This is a genomic window from Clostridium luticellarii, assembly GCF_002995845.1.
Taxonomy (GTDB): Bacteria; Bacillota; Clostridia; order Clostridiales; family Clostridiaceae; genus Clostridium_B; species Clostridium_B luticellarii.
This window is the reverse complement of record NZ_PVXP01000015.1, coordinates 36,412-62,565: the sequence shown is the minus strand read 5'-3', so window position 1 is coordinate 62,565 and position 26,154 is coordinate 36,412. Positions and strand designations below refer to the sequence as shown.

The window sequence follows — 26,154 nt, the reverse complement described above, 5'->3', positions numbered from 1 at the left end:
TATGTTAATATTATAATGACTCAAATATTGAGTACGGATTTATGTTTTATTTAAAATGGAGAGAGTATATGGATATTTACTATGCTGTCATTGTTTTTATTTTTGGAGCTGTTATAGGAAGCTTTTTAAATGTGTGTATTTACAGGATACCAAGGGAGGAGTCCATTGTATATCCTCCTTCACACTGCACAAATTGCAGAGTTAAAATAAAATGGTTTGATTTGATACCTGTAATAAGTTATATTGTACTTGGAGGAAGATGCAGGCACTGCGGTGAGAAAATATCAATAAGGTATCCTGTAATAGAAGCTTCAGCGGCATTTTTGTATTTAATGCTCTATATAAAGCTGGGTGTAAATGTTGAATTTATGAAATATACTACATTTATAAGCCTTCTAATTGTAGTGGCAATGATAGATATTGACACTACGGATGTTTATTTTAAGACAACGGCAGCCGGTTTTATTGCTGGCATTATATTTATGTTGATATATTGGAGTTCGGGTTTTCAAATAAAGGGTTTTATATATGGAGGAATATTGGGTGGAGCATTTCTTACAGCCATTATCCTCATGACAAGAGGCGGAATGGGATGGGGTGATATGGAGATATGTGTTTTTTGCGGGCTATTTTTGGGCATTAGGCTCATATTGGTAATGCTGTTTTTAGCGTTTGTCCTGGGTGCCGCCGTGGGAATAATTCTGATTATCTGTGGTAAAAAATCCAAAAAGGACTACATACCTTTTGTACCTTTTATCTCTATAGCTTCAGTTATAACCATCTTTTTAGGCAGAGATATATTGAGCCTTTACTTATTTTAAGGAATATCAGCAGTTAAAGTATGTTTATCGAGAGACTTATTTAAAAATATATTTTGGAGGATAATTATGAAACTTAATAGCTTGTATAATCCATATAAAACAATCAGAAATACATCCTATGGAAAAAATGGAATGGTAGCTACTTCTCAGAATTTCGCAGCAGAAGCTGGATTTGAGATTTTAAGGACTGGAGGAAATGCTGTAGATGCAGCTGTAGCTACTGCAGCTGCTTTAACGGTATGTGAACCCACTTCCAATGGAATTGGTGGGGACGCTTTTGCAATAGTGTACCATAATGGAAAACTATATGGCCTAAATTCCAGCGGACCTTCCCCAAAAAACATATCTATAGATATATTAAAAAGGAATGGATATAAGCAAATGCCAATGTTGGGATGGGAAGCTGTAAATGTTCCTGGTGTTCCTGCTGCCTGGTCAGCACTTTGGAAAAGATTTGGAAGGCTTCCTTTTAAAAGGCTTTTAACACCTGCTGTAAGATATGCAGAGGAAGGTTACCCCGTTACGCCCACTGTAGGACGTCTTTGGAAAGAATCCTACAGAAAGTTCAGGCGATGTTTAAAAGATGATAAATTTAAATACTGGTTTGAAACTTTTGCACCTGAAGGGAGAGCTCCTAGAATAGGAGAGATTGTAGCTTTAAGGGATCATGGGAAAACTTTAAAAATTATAGCTGAAACCCAGGGAGAAGCTTTCTACAAGGGGGAACTAGCGGAAAAGATAGATAAATTTTCAAAAGATACTGGTGGATACATAAGAAAAGAGGATCTTGAAAATTTCCAACCAGAGTGGATGAATCCCATAAGTATAAATTACAGGGGCTATGATGTATATGAGATGCCTCCAAATGGACAAGGAATAACAGCTTTAATGGCACTTAATATATTGAAGGGATTTGAATTTAGGGAAAAAGATTCGGCAGATACCTGCCACAAGCAGATTGAAGCCATAAAATTGGCTTTTGAAGATTCTTTAAAATATGTTACTGATGCAAAAAAAATGAAAATCAATATAGAAGATCTATTATCGGAGGCTTATGCAGAAGAAAGAAGAAAACAGATAACAGAAACAGCTTTAATGCCTAAAACATATAAAGATGTAAATGGAGGGACCGTATATCTTGCCACTGCAGATGGTGAAGGAAATATGGTATCTTATATACAGAGCAATTACATGGGTTTTGGCTCCGGTCTGATTGTACCAGGAACAGGAATTGCCCTTCATAATAGGGGAAACAGTTTTTCTCTTGATCCTAATCATATAAATTTTCTAGAACCTGAAAAGAAACCCTACCATACTATAATTCCCGGATTTTTGATGAAAGATAATAAGCCCGTAGGACCCTTTGGAGTTATGGGAGCATTTATGCAGCCTCAGGGACATATTCAGGTGCTGATGAATTTTATTGACTTTGGGTTGAATCCCCAGGCGGCATTGGATGCACCCAGATGGTTCTGGACCTCAGGAAAAAGTGTAAGTCTTGAAAAAGAGTTTTCTTCTAATTTGGCAGAAAATTTGTATGAAAGAGGCCATGATGTGGCTTATGAAATCGATACCGGTGTATTTGGAAGAGGACAGATAATATGGAAAAATCAAGAGGGAGTTCTGTTTGGTGGCACAGATTGGAGAAGTGATGGCACAGTATATTCCTGGTAAACCTTATTTGAAAGTTCAAGGAACAGATATTAAATATCAAATAATGGGGATTTTCGGTTAAGACCGAAAATCAACCAGATTTAATATTCTATATTTGAACTTTAAACTTTTGTTTTTAAGAGTGCTGTCTGCTGAAGTCTTCCTTAATTGCATTGAGTTTGTCTTTATCTGTAAGCAAAGCAAGACCTGTCAGCGCCAATGCTTTGCTCCCAATTATAAGAGCTTCATCACCTTGTTTTGATATGGCAGCTTCACGAAATTCAGGAGTATGTCCTACTAATTTGTCATCTCCTATTTTTATATGGGGATGAATAGTGGGAACTACATGGCTTACATTCCCTGCATCTGTGGAACCAAGTCCCTCTGGAATTTTATTTTTTAAATGAACTCCCAGCAATTCCAGGTTCTCTGCAAACACCTCATCAAATTTGTCATTTATGAGAAAATTATCTATTTTATTCTGAAAAAAACTTATATTGACTTTGGCTCCAGTGATCAAGGCTGCGCCCCGAGCGATATTTTTAACTTTTTCTGTAACCTGATCGCAGCTACTTCTTTCAGAAGCACGTATGAAAAATTTTGCTCTGGCATAGTCCGGAACGATATTTGGAGCATACCCGCCGTCAGTTATAATACCGTGTATTCTCACATCACTGGTTACATGCTGTCTTAGGGCATTTATTCCATTAAATAGCTGGATTACTCCGTCAAGGGCGTTTATTCCTTTTTCGGGGCAGGCTGCTGCATGGGCGGCTTTCCCTGAAAACTCAAATTGAATTGGGTCATTGGCCAGAGATTTAACAGTTTTATAATTGTCGTTTCCGGGATGAATCATCAGGCAGGCGTCCACGCTATCAAATAAATTGTATTTTACAAAACTTGCCTTTGCACTGCCATTTTCCCCTCCTTCTTCAGCAGGTGTTCCGAATACTATAATTTCTCCTCCAATTTCATCTATAAGCTTTGAAAGGGAAATAGCTGCAGCTGTACTTGCCGTACCTATGATATTGTGGCCACAAGCATGTCCTAAATTAGGAAGTGCATCATATTCTGCCAGAAACCCAATAGCTGCTCCAGAATTTTTATTTGATTTTTTCCTGGCTATAAAAGAAGTAGGATGACCTGCTACAGCTTTTTCTACAGAAAAACCTTCCTTTTCCAAAGTATCTATAAGTAATTTGGAAGAAAAAAATTCCTCATTTCCTATCTCGGGATGATTGTGTATCTGGTGGCTTATATTTATATAAGCATTCTTTTTATTTTCAATCTCATTTATTATATTTTGTTGAAAATTTTTAATAGATTGTGTATTCATAATAAACCTCCTCATTTTCATGTATAAAAAAATCTTCTTTGAAACAAAGAAGAGATAAAAGATTCTCTTCTCATCTTTCAAGTTTGCAAAGACAAACTTGCTGGAATTAGCACAGTATCTTTATTAGAACAAGATCTGCTGCCGAGGTTTCAAAGGGCCATTCCCTCCACCTCTCTGGATAAGAATTTAAATATTCAATTAACTAATAAATATAATAAAACCTTTAAAAATTTTTGTCAACAACAAGAAATTATTGAAATTACATATTGACATAATAGAAATAAGTTGTATAATTTAATTTATTGAATGAATTGTAAAAATTGAATATATCCTTATCAAGAGAAACTGAGGGACTGGCCCTTTGAAGTTTCAGCAACCACATGTATATGTGATGGTGCTAAATCCAGCAGAACGTTGTTCTGAAAGATGAGGAAAGGTATGAAAACCCTTCCGCGGGCTTTTTTTTATGCCTTGCTTCCTCTTCTTTGCGAAGAGGTTTTTTATTTTACAAAATAGATTAAAAATTATTTTATATAATTTTAAAGGGGGAAAAAGGATGATATGGCTAAAAAACATCAACAAGATTTATACAAGTAAAACCAACAGGGTTGAAGCTCTAAAAGATATCAATCTTCACATTGAACCTGGTGAAATCTTTGGAATTATAGGATATAGCGGAGCTGGAAAAAGCACTTTGATTCGTTGTATAAATTTATTGGAAAAGCCAACTTCCGGAGAAGTAATTGTAAATGGAAAGAATCTAACCAGGTTATCTTCAAAAGAACTGAGAAAAAGCAGAGAAAAAATTGGGATGATATTTCAAAATTTTAATCTTATGAGAAATAGAACTGTATTTGAAAATGTGGCATATCCCTTAAAAGGCAAGGGCCTCAGTAAAAAGGCCATAGAAAAAAAGGTATTGGAGCTCTTAAATTTAGTGGAATTGAGTGACAAAATAAATGTATATCCTTCACAGCTCAGTGGTGGACAAAAACAGAGGGTGGGAATTGCCAGATCCCTGGCCAATGATCCTGAAGTGCTTTTATGTGATGAGGCAACCTCTGCTCTTGATCCCCAGACAACCCAGGCAATCTTAAAACTTTTAAAAAGTATCAACAGAAAATTGAAATTGACCATAGTAGTAATAACCCATCAAATGGAAGTTGTAAAGGAGATTTGTCAGAGAGTTGCAGTAATAGATGCAGGGAAGATAGTGGAACAGGGAAATATCATAGATGTATTTACTAATCCAAAAGACAGTATAACAAAAAAATTCATATCCTCCTTGTTTCATTATGAAAAAATCTATGATTTCCTCAATGAGGAAAATTCTATAGGAGAATTAAAACAGATAACTGAAGGAGAGAGTATTATCAAGATATCTTTTACAGGGCAAAAAACAGCTCAAGCATTTATTTCCAAGATCTCCAGAAAGTTTAAAATAGATGCCAGCATACTGTTCGGAAATATAGAGATCATTCAAAATGTACCTATAGGAAATTTGATAGTAAAGTTAAGCGGTACAGATGAAGGAATAGATAATTCAATAGCATATCTGGGAGAAAATAATATACATGTGGAATATTTGGATATTAAAAAAGACAATGACAAATTAAAAATTGGAACTAATTAGATTTAAACTAAAATGGAATTTTAAAATTTTTTGAAGGTGATAAAATGAGTGAATTTTTAGCAAAAATAGCACCAAATTTGGTGAATTTATATCCTGAAATGATAAAGGCAATATTTGAAACCTTTTATATGGTAGCTGTATCAGGAATTATATCCACAGTTGCCGGGACAATAATGGGAATAACCCTGGTTGTCACACAGGAGGGCGGTATACTGGAAAATAGGATTATCAACAGTATACTTGGCAAGATAATAAATATTTTCAGATCCATACCATTTATTATTCTTCTTGCAGCCATAATTCCTCTTACAAGGCTTTTAGTTGGTACTACCATAGGTACAAAAGGTGCCCTGGTACCGCTTATATTTGGATGTACCCCCTTTATTGCCAGACAAATCGAATCAGCACTGCTTGAGATAGATAAAGGGGTGATTGAAGCAGCACAGTCAATGGGCTCAGGTCCTCTTGGAATAATTTTCAGAGTAATGCTTCTTGAAGGACTGCCTGGAATCATCCATTCTCTTACAATAACAATTATAAGTCTAATTGGATTATCCGCCATGGCAGGAACTGTAGGTGGAGGCGGACTTGGTGATTTTGCAATACGATATGGATATCAATATTTCCAGACAGATATTATGGTAGCTACGATAATTGTACTTTTGATTATTGTAAATATCATTCAATTTGTAGGGGATATTTTATCAAAAATAACAACACATTAATATAAAGGCTAGGGAGGTCTTAACAATGAAAAAAATTTTAGGATTATTTTTAACAATCGTACTATCATTAGGAGTTTTGGCAGGCTGTGGTTCCAGTAACAGCGCTGGCCAAACTTCCAGCAATAAAAAACAGGTAGTTAAGATAGGCATAACTGGTGATGATCATGTGATCTGGGACAAGGTTAAACAAAATCTGGCAAAAGAAAATATTGATCTGCAGATTGTAAGTTTTGCAGATTATGTGCGTCCTAATTTGGCACTTTCCGATGGGGAAATTGATTTGAATTCATTTCAGCACTATGCTTATCTAAATAAATTCAAGTCAGAACACAAGCTTAAAATCAGCGCTATAGGTGAGACTGTACTTGCACCACTTGGAGTATACTCAAGTAAAATAAAATCTGTTAAAGATATCAAGGAAGGTGCAAAAATAGCCATTCCAAACGATGCCACCAATGAAGGAAGAGGATTGAATCTGCTTCAAAGTGCCGGCTTGATAAAATTAAAAGATGGAGTGGGGCTTCTTCCAAAACTTCAGGATGTAACTGAAAATCCAAAGAATATTCAGTTTGTAGAACTTGTTGCCACACAGATTCCAAGATCACTTCAAGATGTAGATGCAGCTATAATAAACAGTGGTGTGGCTATAGACGCCAAACTCAATCCAGTTAAGGATTCAATTTATCTGGAGGATGTATCCAGTAAAAACGCAAAACCATATATAAATGTAATTGTCGCTAAAGACAAAGATAAAAATAATGCTACTTATAAGAAAGTGGTTAAGGCTTATCAGACTGACGAGATAAAAAAACTTATAAAAGACACATATAAAGGATCGGAAATTCCTGTTTTTTAAGGCTGATTTAAAATTGGGAAAGATACTATTTCGTAAAGGCATTTACTCCCGGAGAGGATTTAGCTAAAATAGATGTTATATAAGTTGTAATATGTAAAAAACAATATTAGTAGTATTTGGAGGAATTATCTATGAATAAAAGTTTTGCTACAAAACTCATTCACCTTGGCGAACAAAGCCCGGAGTCTATTTCTAAATCCAAGACTTTGCCTATATCTATGACTTCTGTATTTGCCTTTGACGATGTAGAAACATTGGACGAGGTATATGAGGGAAAAACCAAGGGATACGTATATTCCAGAAATGGAAATCCAGTTCATGATTCATTAAAGGAAATAATGTGCAGTATTGAAGAAGGGGAGGATGCCCAGGTTTTTTCTTCAGGTATGGCAGCTGTAACCATGTCAATTTTATCGCTGGTACAGTCAGGAGATCATATAATAGCAGATAATGTACTATATGGTGGAACTTATCAATTCCTTAAAAATGAACTGAGTAAATTCAATATAGAGGTTACTTTTGTGGATACCATAAATGAATCCATAGAGAAGTATTTTAAATCCAATACAAAACTTGTGTATGTGGAGACTATATCAAATCCACTGATGAAGGTGGCTGATTTAAGATCAATATCCAATATTACTCACTCTCACAATGCAAAGCTGATTGTTGATAATACTTTTGCTACCCCTATAGTATGTCAGCCTATAAAGCTGGGTGCGGATATAGTGGTGTATAGTGCCACAAAATATTTATGTGGTCACAGTGATATAACTGGTGGAATTGCAGTTTCAAACAGAGAACTTACCCAGAATGTAAGGAATATAAGTGCGCTCTATGGTCCCATGATGAGCCCTTTTGATGCATGGCTTCTTATAAGGAGTTTGAGAACCTTGGAGATCAGGATGATACAGCACTCTCAAAATGCTGCAAAGCTGGCAGATTTTTTGGAAAAACACAGTAAAATAAGAGAAGTTCATTATCCCGGACTGAAATCCTCACCCTCTAACGAAATGGCCGGTAAAAATTTCGTAAACGGCTTATACGGAGGGATGTTAAGCATTGACGTAGTCAATGGGGAAAGTGGAGCTTATGAACTTATACGTGCACTTGACACTATAAAGTTCGTGCCTAGTCTGGCAGGAGTGGCCACCTCTGTTTCCTATCCTGTAAAAACTTCACACAGAGCACTGAATGACGAAGAACTGCATAAGGCAGGTATATCAAAAGGGCTTGTGCGTATTTCCACAGGACTTGAAAATATAGATGATTTGATTTCCGAATTTAATAGAGCACTCGGCAGAATATAAAAATTCATACCATAAAAACAGGCATTCTAAATGACGGATGCCTGTTTTTCACTGGAAAATCAAAAGAATATCCCAGGATTCATTTTACAAATATTCTATAATTATTTATAATGATTCTAGATGCAGGAGTATATTCCTGCCAATATGACACCTGAAATTATGGAAAAAGAGGTAAATACTATGGATGTAAAAGGACTAAACCCACAGGATGTGGTATTTGCACTGGATATAGGAACAAGGACTGTAATAGGCACCGCAGGAATAGTTAAAGATAAAAAATTTGTTGTAATATCTGAACACTGCATGGAACACGAAAAAAGAGCCATGATTGACGGACAGATACATGATATAGGACTTGTAGCCAATGCAGTAAACATAGTAAAAAACAAAATAGAAAAGGATTTAAAAATAAAGATAGAAAACGCGGCTATAGCTGCTGCAGGAAGATTTTTGAGAACTGTATCTGTAAAAGAGGAAATGAAAATTGATTATGACAGGGAAATAGACAGAGATACCATAAGGAGCCTTGAACTTACAGCAGTAAAATCTGCTGAGAAAAAAGTAAATAAGGACACCAAAGGAAGACTGTACTGTGTTGGGTACAGTGTGAGAGGATATTATCTCAACAATTATCTCATAAGTAATTTGATGTATCAGAAAGGAGAGAAAATATCCGCAGAGATCATAGCTACTTTCCTTCCAAGATCTGTGGTGGACAGCTTATATTCTGTTATGGAAAAAGTGGGGCTTCAAGTGGTAAATCTGACATTGGAACCTATAGCGGCCATGGAGGCAGCTATTCCACAAAACTTAAGGCTGTTGAATCTGGCTTTGGTTGATGTTGGCGCAGGTACCTCGGATATAGCTATAAGTGACAAGGATACTATAACCGCATATGATATGGTACCTAAGGCTGGAGATGAGGTTACTGAAATAATAGCGCAAAACTATATGGTGGATTTCAATAAGGGAGAAAAAATAAAAAAGCAGTGCAGTAAGACAAAGAGTATAACTTACACAGATATTCTTGGTCTGGAAAACAGAATTTCTTCTGAAGAGATACTGAAACTCATAAATCCTGTTGTGAAAAAAATAGCAGATGAAATAGGCAGCAGAATAATAGAACTAAATGGGGGTAAGTCCACCAGTGCGGTTTTTTTAGTTGGCGGAGGGGCACATACTCCCGGATTAAGGGAATTTTTGGCTAAAAGACTAAGCATACCACTTAACAGGATTGCTATAAAGGACAGAAAATCAATACAGGAATGCCTATGTGAGGACAATTCTCTTGGAAGTTCAGGAGTTACAGTTCTTGGAATAGCTCTGATATCCATAAGAAAATTAGGACATGGATTTATAGATGTCATGTTAAATGGAAATGTGGTGAGCCTGTTCAATTCCCATAATCATACTGTTATGGATGTAATGCTTCAGGCCGGTATAAATCCCGCCAGTCTTATAGGTAAAAACGGCAAAAATATAAGATTCATGTTAAATGGAATAAAAAGGGTGGCTTTTGGCACTCTGGCTTCCAATGCGGAAATAACCATAAATGGATTGAAAAAAACCATGGATGATAGTGTTAAAGAAGGGGACAATATAGAAATAAAATATGCAGTTAATGGTAACTCGGCTTCTCCCAAAGTCATAGATTATATACAGGAAGTATATTCCACCAGCTTTTTTATAAATGATATAATAGAAAATCTGGAGCCACTGGCATATATAGATGGAAAGAGAGTGAGCATTGACAGTTATATAAATGAAGGGGATAATGTAAAGATAGTATTTCCCCAAACCCTTGAAGATTATAAAAAATATTTTTCCAATTCGGCTAAAGATGGAGAGTATATATATTATTTAAATGGAAAGAAATTGGATGAGAGTTATGTAATAAATGAAGGTGACAGAATTTACAGGGCAGTCAGGGATTCTTCGGATGAAGATTTTATAGAAAAAAACTTTGATTTGAAAGAAGCGGTTTTGGATGAAGAAAACAAAGACAGGGGAGTTTCAGAAAAGGAAGTCAATTCAAAAAGCTCCGATACCAGTGAAATAACTGTAACTGCAAATGGGAAAAATGTGGTGCTTACAGGAAAAAAGAAGTACATATTTGTGGATATATTCAACCACATAGAGTTTGATTTAACCAAAGTAAAGGGTAAATTGTATCTGCACCTAAATGGCAGAAATGCAAGTTACTATGATTCCCTTTCGGAGGGAGATATAATAGAAATAGGATGGGAATAATGCTGAAATTCAAATATGAAAGTTCAGAGTTCAAATATTAAATTTTCATTATCTGATATTTGATATTTAAACTTTATACTTTGAATATAGTTGGAGGTAAATATATGAGCAGAAATTTTTTGAAAATGGCAGAAACCATGAAAAGTGAACTGGTAGGTATACGAAGGGATCTTCACATGCATCCGGAACTTGGATATGAGGAAAAGAGGACTTCCGGCAAGATAAAAGAATTTCTCAAATCACTTGGAATAGAATATAGGGAAACGGCAGGTACAGGAGTATGTGCCATAATAAGAGGAAATGGGGACAAAACTATAGGAATAAGAGCTGATATGGATGCTCTGCCGCTGCAGGACAAAAAAAATACCGTGTATTCTTCAAAAGTGACGGGGAAAATGCATGCCTGCGGTCACGATGCCCACACTACTATTTTACTGGGAGTGGCAAAAATTTTAAATGGCATAAAAGATGAGCTTACTGGAAATGTAAAGCTATTTTTTGAACCGGCTGAAGAAACTACAGGCGGGGCAAAAGTCATGATAAAAGAAGGTGTACTTGAAAATCCACATGTGGACAGGATAATAGGGCTTCATGTAGAGGAAAACATAGAAGTGGGAAATATAGGCTTGAAATTTGGGGTGGTAAATGCCGCATCAAATCCATTTTCAATAAAAATAAAGGGAGTGGGTTCCCACGGAGCAAGACCCAATATGGGAATAGATCCTGTAGTTATGGCAAGCCATGTGGTACTTGCACTTCAGGAGATTATAAGCAGGGAACTTCCTCCTGTGGATCCAGCTGTCATCACCATAGGAACCATTCACGGCGGAACTGCCTCCAATATAATTCCAGACGAAGTCACCATATCAGGAATCATTAGGACCATGAAAACAGAGCACAGATCCTACGTAAAAAAAAGACTTGTAGAAATAACAGAGGGTATCGTAGGTTCAATGAGAGGAAAATGCAAAATAGATATAGATGAAAGTTATCCCTGCCTTTACAATGACGACAATGCAGCAAAAGCCATCTTAAAGGCGGCACAGCAGGTAATAGGAAATGATCATGTCAAAATACTTGAAAATCCAAGTATGGGAGTGGAAAGTTTCGCATATTTTTCTATGGAAAAGCCTTCTGCATTTTATTATCTTGGCTGCAGGAATGAGGGAAAAAACATAATACATCCAGCTCATGGAAATTTATTTGACATAGATGAAGATTGTCTTCCTATTGGTGTAGCAATACAGTGCCAGACGGCTTATGATTTTTTAAAATAGCTTAATTCTACAATAAGTGATACCATCAAGCCGGGACATTCAAGGCCTGATGGTTTTTTAATTCACAGCTGCCGTGTAAAAGCGGGCAGTATTATAAAGGAGGAAAAAAATGAAAATAAAAGATCTTACAGCAAATGCGTCCTTTGATATTTTTTTGCTGGTAAAAGAGATGGAAGAAGATGTTACCAGAAACAATGACCCTTATATTAAATTTTTATTCAGTGACGGTGAAAATGACATTCACGGAATTATGTGGTCTGTATCTTCAGAAAAATTAGGTAAAGGTGTTAGACCTGGAAAAATAATTAAGGTAAGATCCACAGTCAGGAACTATAAGGATAACCTGCAGCTTAATATCACCAACTGCAGGGCGGCGGAGGAAAAAGACAGTGTGGATATAAACGACTTTATAAAGGGAACACCTCTAAAGCCGGAGGACATGTTCTGTCAGCTTTTTCAGGAAGTTGAAAATTTCCACAACGAGGATTTGAAAAATATAGTTGAAAAGCTTCTAGCAGACAATAAAGATAAGCTCATATATTATCCTGCCGCCAAAAAAGTTCATCATGCAGTCAGAGGAGGGCTGCTGTACCATGTCTACAGAATGTTTGAAAATGCCAAGAGCATGGCCTCCGTGTATAAACAGCATATAAACAGGGAGCTGCTGCTTTCGGGAATCATACTTCATGATATTGGAAAAGTTAAAGAGCTTGATTCCAGCGAGCTCGGCATAGTGGAGGATTATTCCAAGGAAGGAAAGCTGCTGGGCCATATTGTAGAGGGTGTAATAATGATCCACGATGCAGCAGACAAGCTGGGAACTCCCCAGGAGGTGGAACTTCTTTTAAAACACATGATAGTCTCACACCATGGACTGGAGGAAAATGGTTCTCCTAAAAAACCTATGACAATCGAGGCGGAAATACTGCACTATTTGGATGAAATAGATGCAAGTGTATATCAATTTGAGGAGGCACTGGCAAATACACGTGAGGGACATTTTAGTGATAAACAGTTTTTCCTTGGAAACGTACAGCTTTACAAAAATAATTTGTCATAAAGGCAAACTTCATCTGAACTCATAAAATTGATGATAACAATTTATATATTGATTTAACCAACAGCAGTAGTATATAATTAGATGTTGTCTAATAAAATTGTCAATGGGAATAATATTATGAAGATAAATGTAGAATATATTTATCTTGAAGTATTATGTTTTAAAAATTCAATACATTAAAGATATTGGGAGAGATCAGGATGAAAGTTAAAATTGGAAGTAATGAAGCAGGTCAGAGACTGGATAAATTCTCGAGAAAATGGTTAAAAGATGTACCTTTAAGTGCTGTATACAAGGCTATAAGAAAAGGAGATATTAAAGTAAATGGCAAAAAGGCCAGAGAAAAGTATTTTTTGACTGAGGGAGATATTATAGAAACAAACAGATATGTGACTTCTTCTCCTGAAAGCACAAAACTCAAAAAAGTACAGAGTAATTTTTTGAAAATAACCTATGAAGATAAAAATATGCTTTTAGTTGAAAAATGGCCTGGGGTTTTGGTACATTCGGATAAAAATTCAAATGATCCTACTTTAACTGATTATGTGCTCTCATATCTATATGACAAGGGCGAATATAATCCCCAGAATGAAATTACATTTGCTCCTTCACCCTGTAACAGGCTGGATAGAAATACTTCGGGAATAGTTATATATGCAAAAAACTACGATTCTCTGAAATTGTTGAATGAGATGATAAAAAACAGAAGTATAAAAAAATACTATGAAGCTGTTATAAAGGGAAGAATTGAAGAAGGCTTATATAAAGGCTATATATTGAAAGATATAAAAAATAACATGTCTGTTGTCTATGATGCACCAAGGAAAAATGCTAAAGAAATATCCATGGAAGTGAGAATTATTCAAAGCTGCGGCACCTATTCTCTTGTGGAATTGGAACTCATTACAGGCAGAAGTCACCAGCTCAGGGCGCATTTGGCCCACCTGGGAAACCCCATAATTGGTGACACCAAATACGGAATTCCCAAATTGAACAGTTTCTTCTATAATAAGTATGGATTAAAATACCAGTACCTTTACGCATACAAATTAAATTTCAGAGATTGTCCTGACCACTTGAAGTATATGGAAAACAGAACAATATCTGAAGGACTTCCTCCTGTGTTTAAAAAAATAAAAAATGACATGTTTGATAAGTTTTAATGTAACTTGTAAATTAAAATGACACTACACACAAGTGTCCTGGAACAGGGAGTTTTGAATTATGAAAGAACAGTCAACTGCTAAGGGTTTTGCCATACTTTCAGCAGCAGGAATGCTGGTAAAGGTTTTATCCATAATATACATACCGCTTTTGATGACAATAATTGGCGAGGAAGGTTACGGCCTCTATGGGGCATCCTATCAGATATATGCTTTTATTTATGTGCTTACAAACTCGGGGATACCTGTAGCCATATCCAAGCTTATATCAGAGCTTAATGCAGTGGGAAATTACAGAGATGCAGTGAGGGGATTTAAAATAGCCAGATTTATGCTTATGACAATAGGTGTGGTAATGGCGGCACTGCTTATGATTTTTGCAGCCCCACTGTCCAGAATAATGGGTTATAACAAGATATATCTATCCCTTTTAAGCCTGGCCCCAGCTATACTTTTTACCTCTGTGGCTTCAGCCTACAGGGGATATTTTCAGGGCAGGGGAAATATGACTCCTACTGCCGTATCCCAGATCATAGAGCAGGTAATAAATACAATATTTGCCATAATATTTGCAGCCTATTTGATGAAGTATGGAGTGGAAGTGGGATGTGTGGGAGGACCTATCGGTACTTCCCTGGGAGCACTGGCTTCTGCAAGTTTTCTTATGTTTTGCTATGAAAAGAGCAGAAGATATGTGCTGTATAAAAAAATACCAGTTCAAAAAGTAAAGAGAATTGATACTAAAAAGCTGGTGAAAAAAATTATAAAATATGGAGTGCCTATAACCATATGTGTTGGAATGACTTATGCAGGAAGTCTGGTTGATGTGTGGAATACAAAAAGCAGGCTTATGGCCGGAGGACTGAGTGATGTAAAATCAACAATACTCTATGGATATCTCACAAAATATCAGCAGCTTCTAAATGTACCTATAACTATAATATCCTCCCTTTCTGCGGCTATACTTCCTGCAATATCCGCAGCTGTTGCCGTTAAAAACGGCAAAAAGGTAAAAGATAATATAGATTATTCCTTCAGGATCTGCTTTTTAATTGCAATCCCCTGTGCATTCGGGCTTTCTGTTTTAAGCGATCCCATATTTCAGCTGCTTAAATTTGGAAAAGGATCCTATATCATGGCCTGGGGTTCAGTGGTACTTGTATTGATGTCCCTCATGCAGATTCAAACCACTATTTTGCAGAGCATAGGAAGGCTTTTCACTGCGACCTTGTATTCTGTAATAGGAATAGTTATAAAAATATGTATCAATTATCTTTTGATTGCCGTGCCCAAAATCAATATACTGGGTGCTGTAGTAGGCAGTACAGTGGGATTTATGATTCCAATAATATTGAATCACAGAATTATCAAAAAATCTTTAAGCGTAAAAATCAGTATGATAACACATGCAGTAAAGCCCCTGGCGGCTTCAGCTGCAATGGGAATTATAGTGTACGTGAATTATTTTTTAATGCACTTTATACTTGGATTCATCAAAATTCCTTATCTTCCCAATGCAATCTCCACTGCAGCATCTGTGGCAGTGGGAATTATCACATATATGTATGTTCTGGTTTTAATTGGGGGGATAAGCAAAAGAGATCTGCAGTCACTGCCAAACAGAGCCATGAAATTCATTCCGGGATTCATATTGGTCAGAATGAAATAGGACAACTTTATTAAGAGCTTCCATAAAAGTTGTCCTTTATAAGTTCGTGCATATTTAGAGCTAAAGTAATAAAGGAAGTTACCATTAAGCTTATTCCGCATCCATATATGTTTATTTTGGGTATACCTGTAAGAAAATATATTAGAACTATGTCCATAACCGATGAAATGAGAGAATTCCTGAGTATTATTTTTTGTTTCCCTATTCCGTTTAAAATCCCGAAGGTGGACATGGATACGAATATGACTGGAGCAGATAATGCTGCAAATTTTATATAAGAATCCAAATCATACCTTTTATAAAATAACTCTCCCAGGTAATCAGATAGAGCAATGCACACCATCATGGTTAAAACTCCCAAAAGGAGAGATATCTTTATAATCTGGGATATTCTTTTTTCTATGGCCCAATAATCTCTTTTGCTCATCTTCTCTGACAAATCCGGTATGAGAACTATGGACATAGAGGTTATGATTGTAATTGGAAAATAAATTATGTTCATGGCCATACCGTTGAATCTGCCTATCATTCCAAGTGCCATATTGTATTCTATTCCCGAAGCTACAAGCCGCCTGGGAACTATTAAGGCGGAAATAGCAGAGAGAGCCGTGGATAAAAATCCATTTATGCATAGTGGAAATGATATAACAAGTACGTTGAATAAAAGCTGTAGTTTATCCTCTGCATTGTACAAACTAAATCCAAATTTTCTTTTTTTTATTTTATACATTATATACAATATGGTAAAGCTTATAAACTCTCCTAGAGTCAAAGTTATATAAGCTGCAGTCACAGTCCCATTTACATCTTTCAGTGAAAAAGAAGTTATTAATAAATTTATTATTACAATTCTCAGAAATTTTTCCGATATATCTATAAATGCCGGAGTTTTCATCTCTGATATCCCATAAAAATAACCTTTTAATATGGATGACAATGATATGAAAAAGATAGCCGGGCACATGACCTGAAGTGCATGGGTAGCTCTGGTATCATTTATTATTTTAGTGCTGATATAAGGAGCATTGATAAATATCATACAGATTATAAAAGCAGCCAGCAGAGAATTAAAAGTTAAGGATATATCTATAGAACGGTTCAAGTTGTTGAAATCATCTTTCCCAAAATACACTGCAGCTACTTTGGAAATTGCGGTTATCATACCTCCTGAAATAAGGCATATAAATAGATCGTATACCGGCATTATAAGACCGTAGAGTCCCATACCTTCAGCTCCAAGACTTCTAGACAATATTATGGAAAATATAAATGCAAACATTGAAGTTATCAAATTTGAGCAGATCAAAATGAGTGTACTTTTTAAAAATCTATCTCTTTTCATAAAAGCTCCTGACCTAGAAATTATATTATTAATATTGAATCATTAATATTAATAATTATGACAAGCTTTAAAAGTATATTCTCATTATTTTCAGAGTTTTAAACTCAATCACCAAATGCCCCATGCAAAATGATTTCCCATTTTGAAATAATTTTTCCCATAATTGAATCTCAAATTTTTTTGTGTGAGCTCATTACAACGGTTTCAGCATTGGCTCGATTTATGCTTTAGTGAATAGTAAATAAAAAATACAGGAGGTAATTGGATAATGAAAGCTGCATTTATTTTTTTGGCTCCAGGAGCTAATCCTGAAATTCATAAATCTGTGATAAAAACTGATAGTATAGAACTTACAAGTGTAGGAGTACCGGATTACAATGAAGCCTGCAGGGTAGCTGCAGATCTGCTAGAAAATGGGATTTCAGCAATAGAATTGTGCGGTGGTTTTGGTATAGAAGGAACTACTGAAATTAAAAAAGCTGTAAAAGGCAGTATTCCCATAGGCACAGTGAGATTCGACATTCATCCGGGACTTGGTAATAAAAGCGGAGATGAAATTTTTTAAATTACAGCTAATATTATAATAAATAGCGTATAGAAGGAAGTGATTTTATTGAATTTAAAACCTGAATGGCTGAAGATGAAAGCACCTGACGAAGCGGTATTAAATAAAATGGAAAATATGCTGAAAGAACTTTCACTTCATACGGTCTGTGAAAGTGCCAATTGTCCCAATATAGGAAAGTGCTTCAGGCACAGGACGGCTACCTTTATGGTGATGGGCAGTACATGTACAAGAAACTGCAGATTTTGCGCTGTAAACAAGGGACTGCCTGAGAAACTTGATCCTGAAGAACCCCAAAATGTAGCTCTTGCAAGCAAAAAACTGGGACTTAAACATACAGTTATAACATCTGTTACAAGAGATGATCTGGAAGATGGCGGCGCATCACATTTTGTAGAAATTATAAAAGCCATGAGAAGGGAAAATCCAGAATCAACTGTAGAACTTTTAATACCGGATTTAAAGGGTAACTGGAGTGCCTTAAAAAAGATAATTGATGCAAAACCGGATATACTCAATCATAATATTGAAACGGTAGAACCTTTATATAAAAAAGTCAGGCCTATGGCAATCTACAACAGATCCATTGAGCTGCTAAAGCAGGTAAAAATTTTTGACAAAGATGTATATACAAAATGTGGTATAATGCTGGGGCTTGGAGAGACAGAGCAGCAGGTGCTGAAAGTGATGGACGATTTGCTGGAAGTGGGCTGTGATATATTGACAATAGGTCAGTATCTCAGGCCATCTAAAAATCATCTTCCTGTTTTTGAATACATCACTCCCCAAAAATTTGAAAAATATAAAAAAATAGCAATTGAAAAAGGATTTAAGTTTGTTGCTTCAGGTCCTTATGTTAGAAGTTCTTACAAGGCTTTTGAAGGTATGGAAATTTTGAAAAATCAAAATTTATGTAATTATCAGTAATTTTCTTTTATTATTTCCCCTATAAATTTCATATTATAAATTGTATAATATATTTATAGTATGGTATATTTCATATAAAATTTAGGGGGAATAAACTCATGGGCTATGTAGATAAAATCAAGGAGAGACGCCGTAGGTTTATAGAATATAATGAAATACCCAAAGATGTAAGACCGGATATTTTAAATTCATGGATACGATGTAAAAATTACGGAGTCGGAGAAAACAGTAATAAGGCTAATATTCTTTCTAAAAGTGAATTTGATGCAGTGCTTAGAGAAAAAAAAGAATTTATACAAATTTGCCTGCCTGTAATGTTAAATTTATATGAAATCTTAAAAGATACAAACTATTCTATTATATTAACAGATGAAAATGCAGTTATACTGAAAATTTTGGGAAATGAAAGAATAATGGCCGCAAATAAAAATTTGGATTTTTTAGAGGGCCGTAGATGGAGAGAAGAAGATGTGGGAACCAACGCTATCGGAACTTGTATCTATTTGAATAAGCCTGTTTGGACATTAGGTGCAGAACATTACTGTAAAGAGCAACATAAATGGACATGTTCTGCCGCACCAATACACAACAGTAGCGGTAAGATAATAGGGTGTATCGATCTTTCCGGAAGTATGGTTACTTTTCACTACCACACTTTAGGCATAGTAGCAGAAGCCTCCAATACTATAAAAGAGCAATTTGCCATAAATGAGCACAGAAGGTGGACGGAAGTTGCATTTAACACAATAAAAGAAGGTATGCTGGTTTTAGACAATGAATTTAAAGTTAAATATTTTAACGAAAAGATATGCAGCATACTGGGAATCTATAAAAATGAGCTATATAAAATTGATATGAAAATATTATTGAAGGATATAGTAAAGGATATATATGAACTAAATCACAAAGGAAAAATTGCCTACAGAGAAATAAGTTTATATGTAAAAAATAGAAGGATAGAGTGTAATATAAGTGTGACTCCTTTTTCCATGAGTGAAAATTACATGGGCTATGTAATCGTTATTCAAAAAGCAGATACCATGCGTGGAGTAGTAAACAAAATAGCAGGATTTTCTTCCAGATATGATTTCCGCAATATACTCACCCGTAATACCAGGATGATGCACATAATTGATGAGGCAAGAAGAATAGCCCAAAATGAATGTACCGTGCTGATAACAGGGGAAAGCGGTACAGGAAAAGAATTATTTGCACACTCTATACACAATGGCAGTAAGAGGTGCAGTGGACCATTTGTGGCTATAAACTGTGCAGCACTTCCCAGGGATTTGGTAGAAAGTGAATTGTTTGGCTATGAAAAAGGAGCTTTTACCGGTGCATCGAGAGAAGGGAATCCCGGCAAATTTGAATTGGCCAATGGAGGTACTATATTTTTAGACGAGATTGGAGAATTGCCGCTTGGAATTCAATCAAAATTGCTGAGAGTTCTTGATAATCATACTATCATGAGAATCGGGGGAAAATATGAGAGAAACTTGGATGTGAGGATAGTAGCAGCTACTAATAGAGATCTCATAAAAGAAGTGAATTCAAAAAATTTTAGAAGCGATTTGTATTTCAGGCTGAATGTGTTTAATCTCAATCTGATTCCGCTGAGAGAGAGAAAAGAAGACATAGAGATGTTTGTAAATGTTTTCTTAAATAAATTAAGCAAAAAAAATCAGATGAAAATAGAGCATGTGGATGAGAGCTTCATGGATATATTGAAAAATTATAATTGGCCTGGAAATGTAAGAGAGCTGGAAAATGTAGTCCAAAGGGCGTATTATCTTTCAAAGGACGGATCCATAACAGAGTCTTTAATACCTGAGTATATTATGGGAAGTGTTGAAAATATAAAAGAGGATTCAATATTTTTGGAAAGCCATTCAAAAGGCAGAATAAAAACCGTAGATCAGGTTGAAAGGGAACTTATCATGAAGGCTCTGGAAAAGTGTAACGGAAATGTAGTAAATGCAAGCAAGTTGATTGAAATGGGAAAATCAACACTGTATAGGAAAATCAAAAAATATAATTTGGAATAGAATTTTCAGCTCCATTTAGGCAATTGATTGCATAAGCCTAAATGGAGAATTTTTTTATACGCAAAATTCAGATTAATCTAAAAATGGGAAAGAAAAAATTCCCGTTATGAAAAAAATTCTTCCACTTAGCCTTTCAATCCCACCTTTTTATCTGTTAAAATGGTCCATATAATATTTTTTATATTTGGCACATTTTTTGCTTTGATTAAAGTTGTATACAAAATGATAAATTATTTGATGTTTAATTAAAAAAGGAGTGGCCATTCATGTAATCGTTTATCAATGCAGTTCACTGCTGATATCCATATTTTAAATATTATTGGGAGGGATTATTTTGGAAAAGATAAAAGAAAGAAAAGGCATAGAAAACACTACTCTTGTAAATATCTATGACAAAATGTTAAAAATAAGGGCATTTGAGAATATGGCAAAGGATAATTTTGCAGAGGGAAAAATCCCAGGATTTGTACATCTTTATATAGGTGAAGAAGCTATATCTTCCGCTGTTTGTGAAAACTTAACTGATGCTGATTATATAACCAGTACTCACAGAGGTCATGGACACATAATAGCCAAAGGCGGAGAACTCAAATATATGACTGCCGAACTATTTGGAAAAGCTACAGGATACTGCAAGGGAAAAGGCGGATCCATGCATATTGCAGATGCAACAAAAGGAATACTTGGTGCAAACGGTATAGTAGGTGCAGGACATGATATAGCATTAGGTGCAGGAATGAGTGCACAATACAGGGGAACAGATCAGGTTTGTGTATGCTTCTTTGGTGATGACTCCACAAACCAGGGTACATTTCACGAATCACTGAATATGGCAAGCGTTTGGAAACTTCCTATTGTCTATGTATGCGAAAACAATGGATACGGAATATCAACTTCTCAGAAAAGGCACCAGAATATCAAAGATATATCTGTAAGGGCAAAAGCCTATAACATGCCTGGAGTTACAGTGGATGGAAACGATGCTGTTGCAATTTACAAGGCTGCCAGTGAAGCTATACAAAGAGCCCGAAAGGGAGATGGCCCAACCCTAATAGAGTGTAAAACCTATAGACAACGAGGACATTTTGAAGGGGATCCAGCACCTTATAAACCAAAAGAGGAACAGGAAGCATGGATTAAAAAGGATCCTATTCCGCGCTTTGAAAAATATCTGGTGGAAAACAAGGTCATAAGTGAAGACAAAATAGATAAAATGAAAGAATCCGTTGATGAACAAATTAAAGCAGCAGTTGATTTTGCAATGAACAGTCCTGAACCAGAATTGAATTCAGTATTTGAAGATGTATACAGCGATATAAAAGAGGGGGTTGAATAGTATGTCAAAAATAACTTTTTCACAGGCAATAAAAGATGCCATGAGTACTAAAATGCGTCAGGATAAAAATGTATTGTTGTTTGGTGAAGATGTAGGTCCCTTTGGAGGGTGTTTTGGAGTAAGTCAGGGAATGCATGATGAATTTGGTGAAATGAGAGTTAGAGATACTCCTATTTCAGAAGGTGCCATTTTAGGGTGTGCCATCGGATCTGCTGCCACAGGATTGAGACCTATTGCGGAGCTTATGTTTATGGATTTTATGACAGTTGGAATGGATATGCTGGTGAATCAGGCAGCAAAATTGAGATATATGTTTGGAGGTAAAATAAATTTACCTATGGTAGTAAGAGTACCCTGTGGAGCTGGATTTCAAGGTGCAGCACAGCACTCCCAGTGCCTTGAAGCGTGGATTACACATGTACCTGGGCTGAAGGTTGTTTATCCTACTACAGCAGCAGATGCCTATGGATTAATGCTCACTTCAATAGCTGATGATAATCCTGTGGTTTTCATAGAGCATAAAGGTCTTTATCCTAAAAAAGGCGAAGTAGATGAAAACTCGGCACCAATACCTCTTGGCGTTGCAGATATAAAAAAGGAAGGAAAAGATGTTACCATAGTGGCAACAGGCAGAATGGTTGACGAAGCCCTTTCAGCTGCTCAAAAACTTTCAGGAGAAGGTATTGATGCCGAAGTAATAGATCCAAGAACTCTATTTCCTTTCGATAAAGATACAATATTCAATTCAGTAAAAAAGACCAATAGAGCAGTGGTTGTAACAGAAGAAGCCAAAAGAGGAGGTTTTGGAGGAGAAATTTCCGCTCTGATAAGTGAGGAGATATTTGATTATTTGGATGCTCCGGTAGTCAGAATCGGAAACTACAATGTGCCAATACCGTTTTCACCGAAACTTGAAAGCTATATACTGCCTAATTCAGATAAAATAGCAGCTGCTGTAAAGAAAACATTATAAAAATGCGTAAGGTGTAATTCAGGGAACATTTCTCTGAATTACATTGTCCTATTTATATTCAATCTAGATTTTAGGAGGGTTTTTAATGAGTTGTATTGAAGTAATGCCGAAACTTGGATTGACCATGACGGAGGGGACTCTCGTAAACTGGCATAAAAGTGAAGGAGAAAAAATTGAAAAGGGAGAAATTCTCTTTGAAGTTGAAACGGATAAGCTTACAAATGAAATAGAAGCAAAAGAAAGCGGAGTGCTTAGAAAAATACTGGTGGAAGAAGGGGAGACAGTTAAATGCCTGGTGCCTGTTGGCATCATCGCAGGACAAAATGAAGACATATCAGAGCTTTTAAAGCAGGCAGGAGCCAAAAGCGGTGAAAGTGAAGAGAAAGAGGATAAGGTCCAGGAAGAAGTGATCGCCGAACCAGGGATTTCCGCCACGGTGGGCGCTGAAGGCAGAATAAAGATATCACCCCTTGCCAAAAGGCTTGCCCTGCAGGGCGGTGTGAGCTATGAAGACATAAAGGGTACAGGTCCTCAGGGCAGAATAGTAAAGAAAGATATAGAAGCATATATTGAAAGCACCAGGATCAAAGTATCTCCTGCAGCTGCAAAACTGGCAAAAGAATTCAACGTAGATCTCTCGGGTATAAAGAAAAACGGAAGGATAATGAAAAGGGATGTGCTGGAGGCTGCAGAGGCAGCTAAAGCGCCTGAGACAACGCATGAAGAAAAAGTGGAAAAAGAAAAAACATCGCCGCAGCAGACAGTTGTCAGGGGCGAAAAAGCAGTAAAGATGTCTGCCATGAGGAAGGTTATTGCAAAGAGGATGAGTGAAAGCGTCAGTGTTTCACCTACCGTAACATATAACATGACTATGGATACTTCAGAGCTAAAGAGGCTGAAAAACAGCTTGAAGGATGTCTTCAAGGTTACCTATACGGATTTGCTCATAAAAATAGTTTCACAGGTGCTTAAGGAATTTCCGCTGGCCAACTGTTCCGTGGAAGGAGACACATTTATTTTGAAAGACTATGTAAATATGGGAGTGGCCGTTGCTCTGGATGGCGGACTTCTGGTTCCTGTGATAAAGGACACGGATATAAAGGGTATTAAACAGATCACTGCTGAATTCAAGGATCTTGTAAAGAGAGCCAGGGAAAACAAATTGGTACCTGATGATTTGAGCGGAGGTACGTTCACCATAACCAATCTTGGCATGTACGGCATAGATACCTTTTCTCCTATTATAAACCAGCCCGAGGTGGCTATTCTGGGAGTAAACAAAATTGTTGAAACACCGTTGGTGGAAAATGGTGAGATAGTCATAAAGCCGCTTATAAGCATGTCGCTTACAGCAGATCACAGAGCTATAGATGGAGCCTATGCAGCTCAAATTCTGCAGAGAATCAAGCAGTATGTGGAAAAACCGGGACTGCTTATACTTTAAAACATGGGAGGTTTTTAAAAATGAGTTGTTTGGAGATAATGCCCAAGCTGGGCCTTACAATGACGGAAGGTATGCTGGCAAAGTGGCATAAAAGCGAAGGAGAAAAAATTGAAAAGGGAGAAATTCTCTTTGAAGTTGAAACGGATAAGCTTACAAATGAAATAGAGGCAAAGGAAAGCGGAGTAGTGAGAAAAATACTGGTGGAAGAGGGGGAGACGGTTAAATGTCTGGCACCTGTTGCTGTAATAGCCGGTGAGAATGAAGATATTTCAGGGCTTTTAAAAGAAGCCGGTGTAAATGGACAGGAAGTAGCTGAAACAAAAACAGAGGAGAAAAAATCTGACAATACTGCAGTAGAAGCAGGACCGAAGAAGGTAGTGGTCATAGGCGGAGGCCCGGGAGGTTATATAGCTGCTATTCGTGCTGCACAGCTGGGAAATAAAGTAACTTTAATCGAAAAGGAAGAACTGGGTGGTACATGTCTTAATGTAGGATGTATACCTACAAAGACATTGCTGCACTCTGCTGAATTGTTCAGTGAAATCAAAGACAGCAGAAATCTGGGAATTGATGTGGGCGAAGTGAGCATAAACTGGAAAAATGTTCAGAGAAGAAGGAAAAGGGTAATAAAAAAACTGGTATCAGGAGTGAAGGGACTGCTTTCCTACAACAAGGTAAATGTGATCAACGGATTTGCCAGAATGGAAACTGAAAATTCCCTTACTGTTTCAAAAGAGGGGGGTAAAAGCGAAAAAATTGATTTTGACAGCGCCATAATTTCTACAGGCTCTGTTCCCTTTGCACCGCTTATACCTGGAATAGGACTGGAAGGCGTGATTGACAGCACCGGTGCACTGGAGCTGGAATCCCTGCCGGAGACGATAGTGATTATAGGCGGAGGAGTAATAGGAATAGAATTTGCGAGCCTTTTCAGTTCATTGGGGAAGAAAGTCACTATTCTGGAAATGCTGCCATTCATTTTACCGCCTATAGACAGGCAGATTTCAAGTATGATTGCTGATAAACTGTCCAAGCAGGGAGTTTCCATAAATACAGGGTGCAGAGTCACCAGTATAGAAAAAGGAGAAAATGGACTCAAGGTTGACTTTACAAAAGGAAATGACAACCTAAATGTAGAAGCTGAAAAAGTACTGGTGGCTATAGGAAGGAGGTCCAATACAGAGGGCCTTGAACTGGAAAAAATCGGAGTAAAAACGGAAAAGGGCCGTGTATGTGTGGATGACTATATGAGAACCAATGCAGGCAGTATATACGCCATAGGAGACTGTACCGGCAAAATCATGCTTGCCCACGTTGCATCGGAACAGGGTGTGGTGGCAGCAGAGAATATATCCGGGAAAAATGTCAAAATGGACTACAAGACCGTTCCCTCCTGCGTATATACAAAACCTGAAATAGCTTCGACAGGGCTTACTGAGGAACAGGTCAAGGAGAAAGGTATTGACTACAAGGTAGGAATTTTCCCCATGGGTGCCAACGGAAAGGCCATGATATCAAAGGAACCCGACGGTATAATAAAAATCATAGCAGACAAAAAGACGGAAGAAATTCTAGGCGTTCATATCATGGCGCCCAGGGCAACGGACCTCATAGGTGAAGCTGCACTGGCCCTGAGGCTTGAAGCCACTGTAGATGAAGTGGTAACTACAATACATGCCCATCCCACTATAAATGAAGCTTTCAAAGAAGCTGCACTGGCTGTCCAGAAAAGAGCACTTAATTCTGTAAATTAAAATTTGACTTAATTT

Annotated in this window: 20 protein-coding genes and 2 riboswitches; of the genes, 18 read left to right on the top strand and 2 right to left on the bottom strand. The window is 36.7% G+C overall.

Annotation, left to right across the window (positions count from 1 at the left end; genetic code table 11):
- Nucleotides 1-68: 68 nt before the first annotated feature.
- Together CLLU_RS07520 and ggt are read left to right on the top strand one after the other, a co-directional pair.
- Nucleotides 69-821, top strand: a complete 753-nt coding sequence (locus CLLU_RS07520) for a prepilin peptidase (RefSeq protein ID WP_106009119.1) — start codon at nucleotides 69-71, stop codon at nucleotides 819-821.
- Nucleotides 822-887: 66 nt separating this feature from the next.
- Nucleotides 888-2,495: a gamma-glutamyltransferase gene (gene ggt, locus CLLU_RS07515; RefSeq protein WP_106009118.1), complete on the top strand. Its 1,608-nt coding sequence runs from the start codon at nucleotides 888-890 to the stop codon at nucleotides 2,493-2,495.
- A 115-nt stretch (nucleotides 2,496-2,610) separates the two neighbouring features.
- On the opposite strand, the gene CLLU_RS07510 is transcribed toward ggt, so the two are convergent.
- Nucleotides 2,611-3,810: a M20 family metallopeptidase gene (locus CLLU_RS07510; protein ID WP_106009117.1), complete on the bottom strand. Its 1,200-nt coding sequence runs from the start codon at nucleotides 3,808-3,810 to the stop codon at nucleotides 2,611-2,613.
- A 67-nt stretch (nucleotides 3,811-3,877) separates the two neighbouring features.
- Nucleotides 3,878-3,995: riboswitch (SAM riboswitch) on the bottom strand.
- Nucleotides 3,996-4,139: 144 nt separating this feature from the next.
- Nucleotides 4,140-4,243: riboswitch (SAM riboswitch) on the top strand.
- A 123-nt stretch (nucleotides 4,244-4,366) separates the two neighbouring features.
- On the opposite strand from CLLU_RS07510, the gene CLLU_RS07505 reads away from it, so the two are divergent.
- The 9 genes from CLLU_RS07505 to CLLU_RS07465 all read left to right on the top strand — a co-directional run bounded on the left by CLLU_RS07505 (nucleotide 4,367) and on the right by CLLU_RS07465 (nucleotide 15,753).
- Nucleotides 4,367-5,443 carry a methionine ABC transporter ATP-binding protein gene (locus CLLU_RS07505; protein WP_106009116.1) on the top strand — a complete coding sequence of 359 codons (1,077 nt, stop codon included), beginning with the start codon at nucleotides 4,367-4,369 and terminating at the stop codon, nucleotides 5,441-5,443.
- Nucleotides 5,444-5,487: 44 nt separating this feature from the next.
- Nucleotides 5,488-6,168, top strand: a complete 681-nt coding sequence (locus CLLU_RS07500; RefSeq protein WP_106009115.1) for a methionine ABC transporter permease — start codon at nucleotides 5,488-5,490, stop codon at nucleotides 6,166-6,168.
- A gap of 25 nt (nucleotides 6,169-6,193) precedes the next feature.
- The gene (locus CLLU_RS07495) at nucleotides 6,194-7,024 is read left to right on the top strand and encodes a MetQ/NlpA family ABC transporter substrate-binding protein (protein WP_106009114.1); all 831 of its coding nucleotides are present in this window, start codon (nucleotides 6,194-6,196) and stop codon (nucleotides 7,022-7,024) included.
- A 131-nt stretch (nucleotides 7,025-7,155) separates the two neighbouring features.
- The gene (locus CLLU_RS07490; protein WP_106009113.1) at nucleotides 7,156-8,334 is read left to right on the top strand and encodes a trans-sulfuration enzyme family protein; all 1,179 of its coding nucleotides are present in this window, start codon (nucleotides 7,156-7,158) and stop codon (nucleotides 8,332-8,334) included.
- Nucleotides 8,335-8,514: 180 nt separating this feature from the next.
- Nucleotides 8,515-10,584: a cell division protein FtsA gene (locus tag CLLU_RS07485; protein ID WP_106009125.1), complete on the top strand. Its 2,070-nt coding sequence runs from the start codon at nucleotides 8,515-8,517 to the stop codon at nucleotides 10,582-10,584.
- 104 nt (nucleotides 10,585-10,688) lie between these two features.
- On the top strand, nucleotides 10,689-11,861 hold the full coding sequence (locus CLLU_RS07480) for a M20 metallopeptidase family protein (RefSeq protein ID WP_106009112.1): 1,173 nt from the start codon (nucleotides 10,689-10,691) through the stop codon (nucleotides 11,859-11,861).
- Nucleotides 11,862-11,970: 109 nt separating this feature from the next.
- Nucleotides 11,971-12,921: a 3'-5' exoribonuclease YhaM family protein gene (locus CLLU_RS07475; RefSeq protein WP_106009111.1), complete on the top strand. Its 951-nt coding sequence runs from the start codon at nucleotides 11,971-11,973 to the stop codon at nucleotides 12,919-12,921.
- 200 nt (nucleotides 12,922-13,121) lie between these two features.
- Nucleotides 13,122-14,084 carry an RluA family pseudouridine synthase gene (locus CLLU_RS07470; protein WP_106009110.1) on the top strand — a complete coding sequence of 321 codons (963 nt, stop codon included), beginning with the start codon at nucleotides 13,122-13,124 and terminating at the stop codon, nucleotides 14,082-14,084.
- Nucleotides 14,085-14,145: 61 nt separating this feature from the next.
- Nucleotides 14,146-15,753 carry a putative polysaccharide biosynthesis protein gene (locus CLLU_RS07465; RefSeq protein ID WP_106009109.1) on the top strand — a complete coding sequence of 536 codons (1,608 nt, stop codon included), beginning with the start codon at nucleotides 14,146-14,148 and terminating at the stop codon, nucleotides 15,751-15,753.
- A 10-nt stretch (nucleotides 15,754-15,763) separates the two neighbouring features.
- Here CLLU_RS07465 and spoVB read toward each other — a convergent pair whose 3' ends face one another.
- Nucleotides 15,764-17,095, bottom strand: a complete 1,332-nt coding sequence (gene spoVB / locus CLLU_RS07460; RefSeq protein WP_106009108.1) for a stage V sporulation protein B — start codon at nucleotides 17,093-17,095, stop codon at nucleotides 15,764-15,766.
- A gap of 268 nt (nucleotides 17,096-17,363) precedes the next feature.
- On the opposite strand from spoVB, the gene CLLU_RS07455 reads away from it, so the two are divergent.
- From CLLU_RS07455 to lpdA, 7 genes are all read left to right on the top strand, one after another.
- Nucleotides 17,364-17,660 carry a DUF6506 family protein gene (locus tag CLLU_RS07455; RefSeq protein WP_106009107.1) on the top strand — a complete coding sequence of 99 codons (297 nt, stop codon included), beginning with the start codon at nucleotides 17,364-17,366 and terminating at the stop codon, nucleotides 17,658-17,660.
- Nucleotides 17,661-17,708: 48 nt separating this feature from the next.
- Nucleotides 17,709-18,587: a lipoyl synthase gene (gene lipA, locus CLLU_RS07450; RefSeq protein ID WP_106009106.1), complete on the top strand. Its 879-nt coding sequence runs from the start codon at nucleotides 17,709-17,711 to the stop codon at nucleotides 18,585-18,587.
- A gap of 98 nt (nucleotides 18,588-18,685) precedes the next feature.
- Nucleotides 18,686-20,632 (top strand): sigma-54-dependent Fis family transcriptional regulator, encoded by a 1,947-nt coding sequence (locus CLLU_RS07445; protein WP_106009105.1) that lies wholly within the window; start codon nucleotides 18,686-18,688, stop codon nucleotides 20,630-20,632.
- Between the two features lie 397 nt (nucleotides 20,633-21,029).
- Nucleotides 21,030-21,968 carry a thiamine pyrophosphate-dependent dehydrogenase E1 component subunit alpha gene (locus CLLU_RS07440; RefSeq protein WP_106009124.1) on the top strand — a complete coding sequence of 313 codons (939 nt, stop codon included), beginning with the start codon at nucleotides 21,030-21,032 and terminating at the stop codon, nucleotides 21,966-21,968.
- A 1-nt stretch (nucleotide 21,969) separates the two neighbouring features.
- Nucleotides 21,970-22,941 carry an alpha-ketoacid dehydrogenase subunit beta gene (locus CLLU_RS07435; protein WP_106009104.1) on the top strand — a complete coding sequence of 324 codons (972 nt, stop codon included), beginning with the start codon at nucleotides 21,970-21,972 and terminating at the stop codon, nucleotides 22,939-22,941.
- Nucleotides 22,942-23,026: 85 nt separating this feature from the next.
- A complete protein-coding gene (locus tag CLLU_RS07430) occupies nucleotides 23,027-24,385 on the top strand; it encodes a 2-oxo acid dehydrogenase subunit E2 (RefSeq protein ID WP_106009103.1) in 1,359 nt (452 codons plus the stop codon).
- Between the two features lie 20 nt (nucleotides 24,386-24,405).
- Nucleotides 24,406-26,139: a dihydrolipoyl dehydrogenase gene (lpdA, locus tag CLLU_RS07425; RefSeq protein ID WP_106009102.1), complete on the top strand. Its 1,734-nt coding sequence runs from the start codon at nucleotides 24,406-24,408 to the stop codon at nucleotides 26,137-26,139.
- The last annotated feature ends 15 nt before the right edge of the window (nucleotides 26,140-26,154 follow it).

Excerpts from the sequence above, each read along its gene's own strand:
- CLLU_RS07435 (WP_106009104.1), top strand. The coding sequence starts at position 21,970 with ATGTCAAAAATAACTTTTTCACAGGCAATAAAAGATGCCATGAGTACT.
- CLLU_RS07495 (WP_106009114.1), top strand. The coding sequence starts at position 6,194 with ATGAAAAAAATTTTAGGATTATTTTTAACAATCGTACTATCATTAGGA.
- CLLU_RS07520 (WP_106009119.1), top strand. The coding sequence starts at position 69 with ATGGATATTTACTATGCTGTCATTGTTTTTATTTTTGGAGCTGTTATA.
- CLLU_RS07480 (WP_106009112.1), top strand. The coding sequence starts at position 10,689 with ATGAGCAGAAATTTTTTGAAAATGGCAGAAACCATGAAAAGTGAACTG.
- CLLU_RS07490 (WP_106009113.1), top strand. The coding sequence starts at position 7,156 with ATGAATAAAAGTTTTGCTACAAAACTCATTCACCTTGGCGAACAAAGC.
- CLLU_RS07445 (WP_106009105.1), top strand. The coding sequence starts at position 18,686 with ATGGGCTATGTAGATAAAATCAAGGAGAGACGCCGTAGGTTTATAGAA.
- CLLU_RS07440 (WP_106009124.1), top strand. The coding sequence starts at position 21,030 with ATGTTAAAAATAAGGGCATTTGAGAATATGGCAAAGGATAATTTTGCA.
- CLLU_RS07510 (WP_106009117.1), bottom strand. The coding sequence starts at position 3,810 with ATGAATACACAATCTATTAAAAATTTTCAACAAAATATAATAAATGAG.
- CLLU_RS07475 (WP_106009111.1), top strand. The coding sequence starts at position 11,971 with ATGAAAATAAAAGATCTTACAGCAAATGCGTCCTTTGATATTTTTTTG.
- CLLU_RS07485 (WP_106009125.1), top strand. The coding sequence starts at position 8,515 with ATGGATGTAAAAGGACTAAACCCACAGGATGTGGTATTTGCACTGGAT.
- CLLU_RS07505 (WP_106009116.1), top strand. The coding sequence starts at position 4,367 with ATGATATGGCTAAAAAACATCAACAAGATTTATACAAGTAAAACCAAC.
- spoVB (WP_106009108.1), bottom strand. The coding sequence starts at position 17,095 with ATGAAAAGAGATAGATTTTTAAAAAGTACACTCATTTTGATCTGCTCA.
- lpdA (WP_106009102.1), top strand. The coding sequence starts at position 24,406 with ATGAGTTGTTTGGAGATAATGCCCAAGCTGGGCCTTACAATGACGGAA.
- CLLU_RS07465 (WP_106009109.1), top strand. The coding sequence starts at position 14,146 with ATGAAAGAACAGTCAACTGCTAAGGGTTTTGCCATACTTTCAGCAGCA.
- CLLU_RS07455 (WP_106009107.1), top strand. The coding sequence starts at position 17,364 with ATGAAAGCTGCATTTATTTTTTTGGCTCCAGGAGCTAATCCTGAAATT.
- CLLU_RS07430 (WP_106009103.1), top strand. The coding sequence starts at position 23,027 with ATGAGTTGTATTGAAGTAATGCCGAAACTTGGATTGACCATGACGGAG.
- CLLU_RS07470 (WP_106009110.1), top strand. The coding sequence starts at position 13,122 with ATGAAAGTTAAAATTGGAAGTAATGAAGCAGGTCAGAGACTGGATAAA.
- CLLU_RS07500 (WP_106009115.1), top strand. The coding sequence starts at position 5,488 with ATGAGTGAATTTTTAGCAAAAATAGCACCAAATTTGGTGAATTTATAT.
- ggt (WP_106009118.1), top strand. The coding sequence starts at position 888 with ATGAAACTTAATAGCTTGTATAATCCATATAAAACAATCAGAAATACA.